Consider the following 12,228-nt stretch of genomic DNA (forward strand, 5'->3'; position numbering starts at 1 on the left):
AAACGGCGGGGGAGGAGGAGACCCCCTGGTCAGTCCGCCGTAGCGGCCCGGCCAGTCTCCTCGGCGGCCGGGTGTGCCGCGAAGACGGGCGCGGAGGACTGGTAGGCGGCGGCGATCTCCACGAACACCTGGTGCAGGGCGCGGGTGGCCGGGGGCGCCGTTCCCGCCGACGGCCGCTGGATGACCAGCAGTACCGCGTCGTCGTCGGTCGCCAGTGGCCGGAAGGTGATCACTCCCGACCGCTCCAGCGGGTCCCCGCGCACGCTGTAGTCCGGCAGGACGGTCGGGCCGAGACCCTCGGCGACCATCAGTTTGCCCATCTCCGCGCCGTCGGTGGAGTAGGAAAAGAGCGGGCTGCGGCCGTGCAGCAGCCGGTGCACGTAGCGGTGCATCAGATAGCCCGAGCGCATCACGATCAGCGGTTGGGCCAGCAGGTCCTCCACCGTCACATGGGGGCGCGCCGCCAGCGGGCTGTCCGAGCGCAGGCAGACCACCGCGTGGCCGCGCAGCAGCTCGGTGCTGTGGAACCCGGGCGGGATGTCGTCCCCCTGCAGATAGTTCACCAGCCCGAGGTCCAGGTCACCCTCCAGCAAGGATTTCTGGAGCACGTCCGGCTGGACCCCGACGACCTCCAGCTGGGTCTCAGGGTGCGCCGCGCGGAACGCCCGGATGGCCGGCACCAGCAGCGGCACCGTGGCCGCGTGGACCGTGCCCAGCCGGATCATCCGGCTGGTGCGGTGTTGTTCGTCCGCCGCGCGCCGCAGCCCCTCGACCGCCTCCAGCACGGCCGCGATGTGCGGCAGCAGCTCGCGCCCCTCCGCGCTGATCTTCGCCCCCGAGCGCCTGCGGTCCAGGATGTTCACTCCCAGCTCGCGCTCCAGGTTGCGGACGGTCTCGCTCAGCGCCGGCTGCGACAGGTGCAGCGCCTCGGCCGCCCTGCGCAGCGACCCCAGCCTGGTCACCGCCTCGATGTACTCCAGCTGCTCGATCCGCACGGCACCTCTCCCGGACGCCTCCGATCGGCTCCGCACCTCGTGCAAGGGATTCCCTGTCACCACGTCGCGGATCCCTAATATACGGCGGCCCTCCACCGCGGTTACGCTGACCTCGATGAACTCGCACCCTCCAGGTGGGGGGACGAAGCACGAGAGGCGGTGACGACCGGTGCGGGATCTGTGGGAGCTGACCTGCCGCCGTCACGTGGACCTCGTCCGCGTCTCCAGCGCGCTGTGTCGCGCCAGTCGGTACCGGCCGCCCCGCATCTGATTGCCGGGTCGGCAACCACGAGACCCTGACGCTCGAACCGATCGGTCCGTGGCCGCCCCGGTCCTTCGGGACCTCGCCCCCGGCACCCGTCCCAGGGGCGTGGAGCCTTGCAGCCGCCCGGCCCGGACCCCCGAAAGCGGAGAGGCGGCCGCGCGATCACAACCAGCCGCTCCGCCACCTTCGTCATACAGGCCTGGTTCGCTCCCGATCGTCGCATCACCTCGCTCGACGGCGGCGCGCTCTGCCTCGACGCCGAGGCCGAAACGGGTGTCGACCGGGTGGTGCGTGCGTTCGTCCGGGCTCCGCACCGGGCACCGGACGCCGGCGCTGCTGACGGCGCCGACGTCCCCCGCGGCTTGACCAAAGCCGCCCGCCGAAACTCCGCAACGAAAGCCGCATCCACCGCATGAAGGAGCACCGTGACCGCGCCCGGCACCCCCCACGAACACTCGGCCCCGCACGACGGCCCGGCGCCGCAGGCCCACGTCATCGCCGACGACGCCGAGGCGCTGGCGGTGGCCGCCGAACTGGCCCGGGACTTCCGCACGGAGGCCGCACGCCGGGACGCGGAACGGCTGTTGCCGCGCGCCGAACTCGACCGGCTCTCGGTCTCCGGGCTGCTCGGCATCACGGTTCCGCGCACGCACGGCGGTGCCGAGGTCCGTGCGCGCACTCTCGCAGAGGTCTTCCGGCTGCTGGCCGCGGCGGACGCCAGCCTGGCGCAGATCCCGCAGAACCACTTCGTGTACGTCAACGTGCTGCGTCGCCAGGGCACCCCCGAACAGCAGAAGTTCTTCTTCGCGGAGGTGCTGGTCGGCCGCCGGTTCGGCAACGCGCAGTCCGAAGCGGGCACCAAGCACGTCCAGGACATCAGGACGGCGCTCACCTCGCGCGAGGGCGGCTACTTGCTCAACGGCGAGAAGCACTACTCCACGGGCGCCCTGTTCGCCCACTGGATCCCGGTACTGGCCCGTGGCGAGAACGACGCGCTGTACGTCGCCTACGTCGAGCGGAACGCGCCGGGCGTCAGCGTGGTCGACGACTGGAACGGCATGGGGCAGCGCACCACCGCCAGCGGTACCGTCCGCCTCGACCACGTGGCCGTCGCCGCCGACCGTGTCGTACCGCATCACCTCACCTTCCTCGGACCCCAACTGCACGGTGCCACAGCCCAGTTGCTGCACGCCGCGATCGACGCCGGGCTCGCGTCCGGCGCGCTGGAGGAAGCCGTCGCGTTCGTCCGCACCAAGAGCCGGCCGTGGTTCGAGAGCGGGTACGACACGGCAGCCGAGGACCCCCTGCTGATCCAGCGCTTCGGCGAGCTGGGCCTCCAGGTGCGGGCCTCGAACGCGTTGCTGGCGGCCGCGGCAGACGCCGTCGACGCGGCGGGCGCCGACCTGAACGACGACACCGCGGCCGAGGCGTCGATCGCGGTGTCCGCGGCGAAGGTCCACGCGGCGCAGACGGCCGTCGACATCGCCGGAGCGCTCTTCGAGGTGGCCGGCACCCGCTCGGCGTCCGATCGCCTCAACCTGCACCGGTACTGGCGCGACGCACGCACCCACACCCTGCACGATCCGAGTCGCTGGAAGGTCCAGCACATCGGCCGCTACGTGCTCAACGGAACCCGCCCGCCCCGGCACGGACTCATCTGACCCAGCGAGGAGTTTTCCCCGTGAGCCTCACCTTCCACTGGTTCCTGCCCACCTACGGCGACAGCCGTCACGTCGTCGGGGGCGGCCACGGCCTGCCCGCAGGAGCGGCCGGCGGGGAGCGCCCGGCCGACCTCGGCTACCTGAGCCAGATCGGCAGGGCCGCCGAACAACTCGGCTTCGTGGGGGCGCTGACCCCCACCGGGGCCTGGTGCGAAGACGCGTGGCTGACCACCGCGATGCTCTCCCGCGAAACCGAGCGACTGAAGTTCCTGGTCGCCTTCCGGCCGGGCTTCGTCGCACCCACCCTGGCCGCGCAGATGGCCGCGACCTTCCAGCGCCACGCGCCCGGGCGACTACTGCTCAACGTGGTCACCGGCGGCGAGAGCCACGAGCAGCGCGCCTACGGCGACTTCCTGGACAAGGAGAACCGCTACGCGCGCACGGGCGAGTTCCTGCAGATCGTCTCCCGGCTGTGGCGGGGCGAGTCCGTGACGTTCGGCGGCGAGCACCTGCGGGTGGAGAACGCCGAGCTGGCGCGGGTTCCCGACCCGGTACCGCCGGTCTACTTCGGTGGGTCGTCACCGGCGGCCGGGCCGGTCGCCGCCCGGCACAGCGACGTCTACCTCAGCTGGGGGGAGCCTCCGGCGCAAGTCGCCGAGAAGATCGCCTGGATCCGCGGGCTGGCTGCCGAGCAGGGGCGCACGCTCCGATTCGGCATCCGGCTGCACGTCATCACCCGCGACACCGCGGACGCCGCATGGGCCGAGGCGCGGCGCCTGCTCGACGGGTTCTCCGACGAGGCGGTTCAGGCCGTCCAAGCAGGCCTGGCGCGCAGCGAGTCCGAAGGCCAACGCCGGATGCTCGCCCTGCACGGCGGCAGTCGCGACGGTCTGGAGGTCTCGCCGAACCTGTGGGCCGGCATCGGCTTGGTGCGCGGCGGCGCGGGCACGGCGCTCGTGGGCAGCCACCGGGAGGTCGCGGACCGGATCACGGAGTACAGCGCCCTCGGCATCGAGGAGTTCGTGATGTCGGGGCACCCGCACCTGGAGGAGGCATACTGGTTCGGCGAGGGAGTCCTCCCGCTGCTCGCCTCCGACGGCCTGTGGGCCCACCCGGCGGCTCTATCCGTCCCCCAGCACGGCGGCGTGCCGTTCGCGACGGGCATCACACGCTGACCACTACCCTCGCAACCGGCAGTTGAGCTGCCGTGCGGTGGCCATGCTGTTCCCGGCGGGCCGGTTCGTCAGGTCCTGGTCGCCGATGTCCTGCCCGCCGGTGCGCGGCGTGATGTAGGGGACCGAGCCGGTGATCGGCGGGACCCCGGCCAGGCCGCCGTGACAGCGAAGTGGGCCGGCTTCGGTGGCGAGTGCGAGTTCCATGCGACACGCTCCCGCAGGTTGTCGGTCAGGGCCCGTGAGTGCCGGGACGGGCGGTCGGGTATTTCGATCCATTCGCCGAGCCGGGCCTGGTACGCCACTGCCATCTGGCCAAGCTTGAGTTCGCGGGTCTGTTCGCCCTGCGGGACGAGCAGCCACAGGCCGCGGCCGCCGTCCCGGGCCGGCGGTTGAGGCCGCCGCGCGTGTTGCAGCGGCGAACACCGCGGCTTCGGTGAGCAGGACCGGGCCGGCGTCGGAGCCAGCGGTCGCAGCTCGCGTACCTGCGGCTCCACCCGAGGTCCGCGAGCAGTCCCATGATCTCCGCGCGGGGGGACTGCACGGCGGGGTGCTTCTTCCAGCGCTTGCGTTCTTCCTTGAGCATCTGCGGGATGCGGCCGGCGGACAGGCCGAGCTTGTCGGCGATGTCCTTCTGCTTGGGCCCTACGTCGATGCCGGGCGGTTCGCCGCGGTCGTTGGGCAGCCGGAGCAGGAGACGGACCATCTCGACCTTGGCCGCGTTGGCCGTTGTTTTTCGGCTCCCGTACGAGAAAGTCGGTGCTGCAGGGCAGGACCGAGCCGTCGCCCCACCTGGGCAGCTCGCGGGATGCCATCTCGTGCAGGGTGACGGCGACCGCGTTCTGGCCGGGTAGCCGGCCAGCGAGAAGTCGATGAGGACGAGCTCGCGGGTGCGGTTCGGGCGGATCCGTACGGCGATGTTGTCCGGCTTGATGTCGGGAGTGCCAGACGCTCTCGCCCTCCAGGAAGTCCACGGCCTCGAAGAGGTAGTCGCCGTACGCCTCCAGTTGGTCCGTCTTGAGCCGGCCGACCTCGCGGAGCTGGCGGGCCACCGTCTCCTGGCGGTGACGCTCGCCGCGGTCGCTCCCGTGACCGGCCTGGGCGGCGCACACCAGGTGGTGCTGCCCGCTGTTGTGGCCGGTCCTCGCCTGCTTGGGATGGCACTGCGGATCGCACTTGCGTGCCTGAAGGCCACATGTACTTTGTTTTCCCTGGTCAGTGCCTGTTTCCACGGGCTGGTTCGTGTGTCACAACCCTCTTCCCCCTGTTGTGACAGATGGCCGGGCGATCACCGTTCAACGGATCGGCTGGCGGCCGCACCGCGGGCTGGAAGGTCGCGGCAAAGACAGGCCTGCGCGAGCACGGCCTGGCCTTTAGTCGACATCGTCCTCGCCTTCCACGCGCTGGCGGGGCTTCGCTTCCTCGTGGAACTGGGCGAGCTTGCGTTCGGATAAGTAGATCAATTCACGCATGGATCGAGCTTGACCACGTCCCGGTGATACGGGGGACGTGGCTCGACGGTGGACTGGTCGTCGGCGACGAGTGCTTCGTCTTCTTCAACGACCTCAAGAGCCCCGAAGAGGGCGCCACCAACGACTACATCTACCTGGACGAGAGCTCCCACTGCCGCAAGCCACTCATCTGCGCGTTTGGGGCTCGCCGCTACGGCGGCGAGTGGAAGTTCCGCGCTGTGGGCCAGGGGTACGCCTCCGGCCTGCGCGGTATCGCCCTTAACTTCGGCGTCAACGTTTCGCAAACCGATTCCTAGCCGCTGGCTGGGGAACGGACGACGTAGAGGGGGAGCCGATGGGGGCGGAAAGCAGGGGGAAGGGAGCACGCTGGCAGCCCTGGGCGGGCACCCCCATGACGCTGGGCGTCTCGGGGGTAGAGGCGTGGCACGGTCAGCCGGGGATTGCGCTCGCGGCCGTGCTGCTTCCTGGCCTGCCCTACGCCCTGGTGGTGTGTGTCGCCGGATGTGTTGCAATGCTCACGCGCAACCCCGCCCGGGGCCGGGCGGCGCTGAAGGTTCTGGATCGGATGCTAGGGCAGGGCGGTCGGGAGCGCGGACGGTCCGGCCCCGTACAGCCTCCTGCCGAGTGAATCTCCCCGCCGAGCTCCGTGCACCACAGGTGTTGCACGCGCTATGGTCATCCTGACCGCTTCTGAGCTACGTGAACTCGAACCGCACGCTCGCGGCGCCCCGGAGAAATCCGGGCGACGGCGACCCGAGCGGCGAGCACCTGTTCAGTGCCCTGGCTGGGGACGTGGTCGCGTTCACGGAAGCCGAGGGTACCGGGGTTGAGTTCGAGCGGGTCGCGCTCACTCCCGAGCAGATCGTGATTGACCGCCTGCCGACCGCACCGCCGAAGGCGACCGGCCGGCGCTCGTTCTCCGGTGCCGCCACCGCTCAGGCCGAAGCCCTGCCGCCCGGCGTCCTGGCCGCGGTGAGGAATTCGTCGTCAAGCTGACCAAGCCCGGGGACATCGAGCACGCCCGGGAACTCGTCAGCGGGGAGACCACCCATCTTCAAGAGAAGGAAGCGGGCATGACGAGCAACAGACGCGACTGGCTGCTCTTCACCGGGTGGCTCGTCACCGGATCCTGCTACCTGCTCGCCCTGCTCACCGTGCTGTCGATCGGGGTGTTCCTTCTGCCGGTCGCCGCGGCCGCCACCGTAGCGCTGGCCACCCGGACAGGCAGCCGGCGGGGCCTTCCGGGGCTCCTGTCGAGTGCCAGCCTGCCGCTCTTCGTCCTCACGTACATCAACCGGCAGGGTCCCGGTACGTCGTGCACGACCTCGGCCGGCGGTCGGACCTGCACCGACGGGCTGCTCAACCCGTGGCTTCTGCTTGCCGCCGGGCTGATCGTCCTCGTGGCCGGCATCGCGCTCTTCCTCGTCACGCAGCGGCGGGCGGGCGAAAGTCTGCGAGGCGGGCCGTGAGGTGCCGCCTTCGCGGGCCTCGCTGAGCGGACGTGCCGGCGCCAGCACGTCATCCCTGAGCCGAACCCGAGCTCCTGCGGCAGGTGCTCCCGCTGGATTCCCGTGTGCAGCACGAACAGGATCCCGCACAGCACCTCGCGGTCCGGAACCGGCCTGCGCCCCGGATACCGCAACCGCCGCTCCCTCCTCGGCAGCAGCGGCTCGATCGGCCCCCACAACTCATCCGACGCGATCCACGGCGAAGTCCCCACGACCCGCCCAACGTCCAACTCACCCCGCCGGACACGGCCACCAGGACCGCACCACCTCATGTGTTAGCCGCTGTTAGGGACTTCGGCTGGGTCGGCTGGGCTTTCGCCCGCAGCCATCAGCCTGCCCAGTGCCCGCGCCGCAGCGGCAAGTTGCGGATGGTCGCCCCAGGCATTCGCCCGGCCCCTGGCACGCTCGTCCGGCCCGGAAAGATGGGCAGCGTAGAACTCGCGACCTGCTGTGGTGGCCTCATAGAACTGGCACTCATCGTCTCGACGCGTGCCTGCCGGGATTGAGGCGATCAGGCCTGCTCGAAGCAGCAGAAAGGCATGCCGGTCCAGCGCCGGCAGCGAGCCGAAGTAACGGGTGTCCCGCCCCTCTACGGCCCCGCGCAACAGTCACAGCTCGTGAAGCGGCAGATCCTCCACGGCGTCCTCCTCGATCACTTGTCGGTGTCCCATGGGCAGACGGGATGCAGGATTACAAGACCGAAGACCATCACTGCGCTGGGGTTAAAGCACAAGCTGACCACAGGGCGCGCATGTTCCCACCCTGCGCCCGGGGCTGGGCGCCCGCGCAGTGGCTGCTCCACCAGAGGTGGTCTTGGCGCGCAGGAGTCGGCCTTGAAGAACCAGCTCGGGGTGACCAGTTGCCACACGTCGCCGGTTGACGCGTGGATCAGCCTCGCGGCGATGGGGGGATCGGCGGGGATGTCGCAGCTCGGCGCCCACAGTGTGGGAGAAGCCTCACAGCCGACCCTCTGCTGTCTGCTGACGACGGAGGCCGCGACTGAATAAGGGTCACGGTCTCGGCGTGAGCCTCTTCGTGGCAGCACGAAAAAGCCAGGTCAGACGAGGGGTGTAGCGAACGGCGTCATTTTATGACGCCGTTCGCTACACCCCGAGTCGGCGCGACCTGGACCTCCATGATGGCGGTCCAGGTCCGGGAATGACGAAACCCCCCGCCCGGTCCCGTGGGGACCAGAGCCGGGGGTCGGTCACGTCAGGTCGCGGCCGGACAGGGCGGTGGAGCCGCAGTTGGTGTCGGTGGCGAAGCCGTACAGGTTGATCACCGTGGTCGCCTTGCAGACCTTGGAGGCGCTGCCGACGAAGGTGTCCTTTGTGAAGGTTTCGTTGGTCCGGCTGTCCGGGATCACGTTGTAGACCTCGGTAGTGAGCGGGAACTGAGGGTTCGTGGTGATGGGATACGGGCCGGGGCAGGGGCATGGCGCCGGTATCGTCCCCGGAGGTTCCCAGTCGACGTTCAGCGGGGTAGCGCCGTTGCGGCGGTCCGTCACGCCCGTCGTGGCGTGGTTGGACTGCGCGATCCACTGCGCGACCGAGAAGGGCGTGATGTCCTCGGCGTGGTCCACCGCGGCGGTGCGCTGCAGCGCGTTGCCGTTGTTCTCCTGGACCTGATTGCCGTTCTTGGCGGTGTCGCTCACGCACCAGGGCAGGGTGGTGGCGTTGAAGCCCAGCATGGATGCCCAGTACTTCCGGGTGCCGGACCCGGCCTGCGGCACCAGTGGGTGCACGGTGATGCCGTTGATGGTCGGGTAGGTGCCGGCCGGCAGCAGGTTGCCGGCCGTGTCGAGGCAGTTGTAGATGCGGTTCAGGTCGGAGGCCGCCTTCTGGGCGTTCGTGGTGGCCGTGGCCGAGTAGGTGAGGTTGGAGGGCAGGGCGGTTCCGGTCTTCACTGTCGGCGCCACGGCGTCCAGGGCGAACGGGATGAAGGTGAACTGGCCCGTGGTGTTGGGGGCGGAGGAGGAGCGGGCGAAGTCGATGCAGTGGGTGCGGGCCGCGATGTCGGCACGCAGCGCGTTGACGCCGGCGCCGGCCCCGTCGGGGCGGGGGATCGTGCAGCCGCTGTCGCGGGTCTGGATCGGGGTGGTGCCGGTCGCGTCGTAGGACGCGATCAGGTTCCCGTCCGAGGTGCCGGTGGGGTTCGGGTCGGCGATCGTGTTGCCCAGGCCGTTCAGCACGTCCTGGGTGGTGTCGGAGCCCACGCCGACCAGGGTCCGGTGGACACCGGCCGGTGGGTCGGCCTGGGCTGTTACGGTGCCCATGACCAAGCCGAGGGCCGCGGAGCCCGTGGCAGCGCGGCACCAATGAGAACACCAACGGGCTGTTGCGGCAGTACCTCCCCAAGGGCGCAGACCTCCGCACGTTCAGCCAGGCCGAACTCGACGCCATCGCTCACGAGCTCAACCACCGTCCGCGCAAGACCCACGGCTACCGAACTCCGGCAGAGGTCTACGCTGACCTCCTGAACAGCGGCGATGCGCTGACCGCTTGAGCTCGCCCTCGTATGCCGACAAGGGTCTTCTTCTGGCGATGCCTGCGGGGGCTTGCAACAGCGTTTCTTCAGACCTCGGGCCTGGGGGCGAGGGTGGTGAGGGCGGTGGCGATCTGGTCGAGGCGGGCGGGGGCGAGGGAGTAGAGGACGTAGTAGCCCTCGCGTTGGGTGGTGGTGAGTCCGGCCTGGGTGAGCTGGTGGAGATGGCGGGAGGTCACGGAGGGGGACAGGCCGAGGAGAGAGGCGAGTTCTTGCGTGGTGCGGCTCTGGGCGGCGAGGTGGGTGACGATCCGCAGGCGTGGGGCGGCGGCCAGAGCCCGGAGCGCGGTGAGGGTGTCTTCCTGACTGGCGGGGCGGGCGGTCGAGGCGGGCGCGAGGGGCAGGGCGGGGTAGGTGATCCGCAAGGGCCAGGGGGCGTCGCAGGTGACGCGGACGTGGGGCCAGACGTAGTGGCTGGCGGTGAACGTCACGGGGTGGTCGCGTGTCACGGAGATGTCGTGGTCGTGCGGACGGTCGAGCCGCAGGGTCCGCCGGGAGGGGTCGACGCGGATCTGGGGAGCGAGGGTGCGGAGCATCGGGAACAGGCCGTGGTGGGCGATCCGGGCACCTGAGCGGGCGATCGACTCGTACAGGGAGGGTTCGATGCGCTCCCACTCCTGGGCGAAGGCGGCGTCCCAATAGTCCTCCAGCACGGTGAGCGCGTCGTCGAGGACGGGGAGGGGGTCGGTGAGGATGCCCTCCAGGCGTGCCGCCCGGCTTGGGTCGCTGTTGCGGTACTCGGTGAGTACCGCGTCGCGGGTGGCGCGGTCGTCGACGAGGTCGTCGCCGGTGTGGCGGGTGGTGTCGACGAGCGTTCGGGCGAGTTCGGCGGCCAGCAGAGCGGGCGGCAGGCCCCGTACGGCCGCCAGCTGGTCCGCGAAGTCGGCGTCGTGATCACCGATGCGGCTTTCGAAGAGGGCGGGGATGTAGTCGGCCACGACGAAGTCGTGCCCGCGCATACGCCGGCGCAGGGCGGCGGGCAGGCGGCGGCACCGCCTGACCCAGGGGACGTGCAGGGCGTGGTGGCCGGGGTCGGTGAGGACGTGCCAGGAGTGGACGGCTTCGAGTAGGGGGGAGACGGAGAAGGCGATGTCCTCCTCGGCCGTCTCGGCGAAGCGCAGGGTGATCACGATTGCAGGATTTCACAATCAGTTGATCGGAACCGGTCGTCTCGGTCAGGCTCAGGAGCGGATCGCGCGCCGTCCGGCCGCAGGCCGACTCCCCTCCGTTTCGAGCGAAGGCTGCAGGTGACCCTATGAGTACGCCCGAAGCGCCCTGGCAGGCCGTACTGGACTCTGAGGGCTGCCCGTACACCGTCCACCAGCATGCCGCCGCGCACAGTGTCGCCGAGCGCCAAGCCCTGCCTTTCCCCTGGTCGCAGGCGGTGAAGACGCTAGCCTTCGCTACGTCGGGCTTCCCGCTGTTGCTCGTGGTGCTGCGGGCGGAGGATCGAGTGGACTTCGCCCGTCTGGCGACTCTTTCGGGCACTAGTCGTTCCCGGCTGCGCGCGGCGGACGCCGGCCTGCTCGCCGCGGAGGGCCTGGTGCCCGGGGGCGTCCCGCCGGTCAGCCACCGGCCCGGGGTGCCGTGCCTGATCGATGCCGCGGTCGCCAACCTGGACCGGCCCGTCTACTGCGGTGCCGGATCGGCCGACCGCACCCTCCAGATCAACTCCGCCGACCTGGCCCGCCTCCCCCGCGCTCAGGTGGGCGCCCTCTCCCGGTAGCCGTCCCACCTGCGCGCCGGGCCCACCCCTCGTCACTGCTCACACCACCGCACCCCGCTGGGAAGCTACGTTCCCCGCCCGACCACGCACGCCACGGTCACAGGGCATGGCTCGCCCCTGGCGCCGGCGGATGTGGTCAACTGCGCCGCATTCGCCAACAAACCCAACTGCAGCGGTGGCTCCATCACAGGCACGGGTGGGATCTCCACCTGCATCCCCGCACCCCCCCGTGTAGAAGTGATGGGAGTACCCACCGCCAGGCCAGGCAGGAAGAGTTGAATGACTACTTTTGTCGCGTGTGACCAGGTTGCGGCCGACATCCTCGCGGGCCGCCTCACGGACGTCGATTTCCACGAGCGTATGACCAAGCGCAGCGCAACGTGGCAGATGGGCTTGCCCGATTTGATGCGGCACACACAGACGTTGACGGCCATTGCTTTACTCTCCGCCTACCCCACAGCGGAGCTGCCAACGGCCGGCGAAGCCGCCCGTACAGCGCTGGCAGTGCTCCGGGAGCGGAACCCGACTGAACTCTTCGCCTCCATCCCTGCAGCCGTAGTGGAAACCGAACCAGAGATCAGGCGTCTGAGGACGATCTCGATAGGACTGACTGCCCGGTCGTCCCTGCTGCGGGAACGTATTGCTGAAACCGCGCGCAACTTCCTCGATCCTGACGCCCAGTACGGCTGAGCTTTCCCGGCCCTATCACCTGTTGGGCCCGGGTACCGGGCCCAGCAGGTGCCTAACAAGGCGTGCCGGGCGTCGGCCGCGTGGTTGCAGGACGCCGCTGAGGGCGCGGCGGTCGCCGGTGATGGCGCATCGGCGGTCGGCGAGGAGTTCGTGCGGGTCGGTTCCGATGTCGTCGGCGAAGCGGTCCGGGCCGTG

11 protein-coding genes and 4 pseudogenes are annotated in these 12,228 nt (G+C 70.1%); 9 read left to right on the top strand and 6 right to left on the bottom strand.

Features of this window, described 5'->3' with window-relative positions; translation table 11 throughout:
* Nucleotides 1-29: 29 nt before the first annotated feature.
* Nucleotides 30-995 carry a LysR family transcriptional regulator gene (locus ITX44_RS00715; RefSeq protein ID WP_205354962.1) on the bottom strand — a complete coding sequence of 322 codons (966 nt, stop codon included), beginning with the start codon at nucleotides 993-995 and terminating at the stop codon, nucleotides 30-32.
* A gap of 169 nt (nucleotides 996-1,164) precedes the next feature.
* On the opposite strand from ITX44_RS00715, the gene ITX44_RS42925 reads away from it, so the two are divergent.
* From ITX44_RS42925 to ITX44_RS00725, 3 genes are all read left to right on the top strand, one after another.
* Nucleotides 1,165-1,266, top strand: a complete 102-nt coding sequence (locus tag ITX44_RS42925; RefSeq protein ID WP_372440817.1) for a putative leader peptide — start codon at nucleotides 1,165-1,167, stop codon at nucleotides 1,264-1,266.
* Nucleotides 1,267-1,685: 419 nt separating this feature from the next.
* Nucleotides 1,686-2,921, top strand: coding sequence for an SfnB family sulfur acquisition oxidoreductase (locus tag ITX44_RS00720; RefSeq protein ID WP_205354963.1), 1,236 nt, complete (start codon nucleotides 1,686-1,688; stop codon nucleotides 2,919-2,921).
* Nucleotides 2,922-2,941: 20 nt separating this feature from the next.
* A complete protein-coding gene (locus tag ITX44_RS00725; protein ID WP_205354964.1) occupies nucleotides 2,942-4,096 on the top strand; it encodes an LLM class flavin-dependent oxidoreductase in 1,155 nt (384 codons plus the stop codon).
* Nucleotides 4,097-4,099: 3 nt separating this feature from the next.
* Here the strand turns inward: ITX44_RS00725 and ITX44_RS00730 are convergent, their stop codons facing one another.
* Both ITX44_RS00730 and ITX44_RS43185 read right to left on the bottom strand, forming a co-directional pair.
* Entirely contained in the window at nucleotides 4,100-4,300 is a 201-nt protein-coding gene (locus ITX44_RS00730) for a hypothetical protein (protein ID WP_205354965.1), read from the bottom strand.
* A gap of 548 nt (nucleotides 4,301-4,848) precedes the next feature.
* Nucleotides 4,849-5,181: pseudogene (locus tag ITX44_RS43185) on the bottom strand (hypothetical protein); the annotation flags it as partial.
* Between the two features lie 560 nt (nucleotides 5,182-5,741).
* Here ITX44_RS43185 and ITX44_RS00735 point away from each other — a divergent pair.
* From ITX44_RS00735 to ITX44_RS00745, 3 genes and pseudogenes are all read left to right on the top strand, one after another.
* A pseudogene (locus tag ITX44_RS00735) lies at nucleotides 5,742-5,861 on the top strand (TerD family protein); the annotation flags it as partial.
* A gap of 403 nt (nucleotides 5,862-6,264) precedes the next feature.
* A complete protein-coding gene (locus ITX44_RS00740; protein ID WP_205354966.1) occupies nucleotides 6,265-6,561 on the top strand; it encodes a hypothetical protein in 297 nt (98 codons plus the stop codon).
* 77 nt (nucleotides 6,562-6,638) lie between these two features.
* Nucleotides 6,639-7,034 (top strand): hypothetical protein, encoded by a 396-nt coding sequence (locus tag ITX44_RS00745; protein ID WP_205355436.1) that lies wholly within the window; start codon nucleotides 6,639-6,641, stop codon nucleotides 7,032-7,034.
* 35 nt (nucleotides 7,035-7,069) lie between these two features.
* Here the strand turns inward: ITX44_RS00745 and ITX44_RS00750 are convergent.
* Both ITX44_RS00750 and ITX44_RS00755 read right to left on the bottom strand, forming a co-directional pair.
* Nucleotides 7,070-7,337, bottom strand: a pseudogene (locus tag ITX44_RS00750) (transposase); the annotation flags it as partial.
* A gap of 943 nt (nucleotides 7,338-8,280) precedes the next feature.
* The gene (locus ITX44_RS00755) at nucleotides 8,281-9,348 is read right to left on the bottom strand and encodes a hypothetical protein (protein WP_205354967.1); all 1,068 of its coding nucleotides are present in this window, start codon (nucleotides 9,346-9,348) and stop codon (nucleotides 8,281-8,283) included.
* Nucleotides 9,349-9,362: 14 nt separating this feature from the next.
* Here ITX44_RS00755 and ITX44_RS00760 point away from each other — a divergent pair.
* Nucleotides 9,363-9,578: pseudogene (locus tag ITX44_RS00760) on the top strand (transposase); the annotation flags it as partial.
* A 68-nt stretch (nucleotides 9,579-9,646) separates the two neighbouring features.
* On the opposite strand, the gene ITX44_RS00765 reads toward ITX44_RS00760, so the two are convergent.
* Entirely contained in the window at nucleotides 9,647-10,747 is a 1,101-nt protein-coding gene (locus ITX44_RS00765; RefSeq protein ID WP_205354968.1) for an ArsR/SmtB family transcription factor, read from the bottom strand.
* Nucleotides 10,748-10,872: 125 nt separating this feature from the next.
* On the opposite strand from ITX44_RS00765, the gene ITX44_RS00770 reads away from it, so the two are divergent.
* The gene (locus ITX44_RS00770) at nucleotides 10,873-11,343 is read left to right on the top strand and encodes an aminoacyl-tRNA deacylase (RefSeq protein WP_205354969.1); all 471 of its coding nucleotides are present in this window, start codon (nucleotides 10,873-10,875) and stop codon (nucleotides 11,341-11,343) included.
* A gap of 279 nt (nucleotides 11,344-11,622) precedes the next feature.
* Nucleotides 11,623-12,033 carry a hypothetical protein gene (locus ITX44_RS00775; RefSeq protein ID WP_205354970.1) on the top strand — a complete coding sequence of 137 codons (411 nt, stop codon included), beginning with the start codon at nucleotides 11,623-11,625 and terminating at the stop codon, nucleotides 12,031-12,033.
* Nucleotides 12,034-12,228 lie beyond the last annotated feature (195 nt).

It is taken from the genome of Actinacidiphila acididurans (assembly GCF_016918855.1).
Taxonomy (GTDB): domain Bacteria; phylum Actinomycetota; class Actinomycetes; order Streptomycetales; family Streptomycetaceae; genus Actinacidiphila; species Actinacidiphila acididurans.

What these genes read in the sequence shown, in the direction of transcription:
- ITX44_RS00755 (WP_205354967.1), bottom strand. Translation starts at nt 9,348, where the DNA reads ATGGGCACCGTAACAGCCCAGGCCGACCCACCGGCCGGTGTCCACCGG.
- ITX44_RS00730 (WP_205354965.1), bottom strand. Translation starts at nt 4,300, where the DNA reads ATGGAACTCGCACTCGCCACCGAAGCCGGCCCACTTCGCTGTCACGGC.
- ITX44_RS00745 (WP_205355436.1), top strand. Translation starts at nt 6,639, where the DNA reads ATGACGAGCAACAGACGCGACTGGCTGCTCTTCACCGGGTGGCTCGTC.
- ITX44_RS00775 (WP_205354970.1), top strand. Translation starts at nt 11,623, where the DNA reads ATGACTACTTTTGTCGCGTGTGACCAGGTTGCGGCCGACATCCTCGCG.
- ITX44_RS00770 (WP_205354969.1), top strand. Translation starts at nt 10,873, where the DNA reads ATGAGTACGCCCGAAGCGCCCTGGCAGGCCGTACTGGACTCTGAGGGC.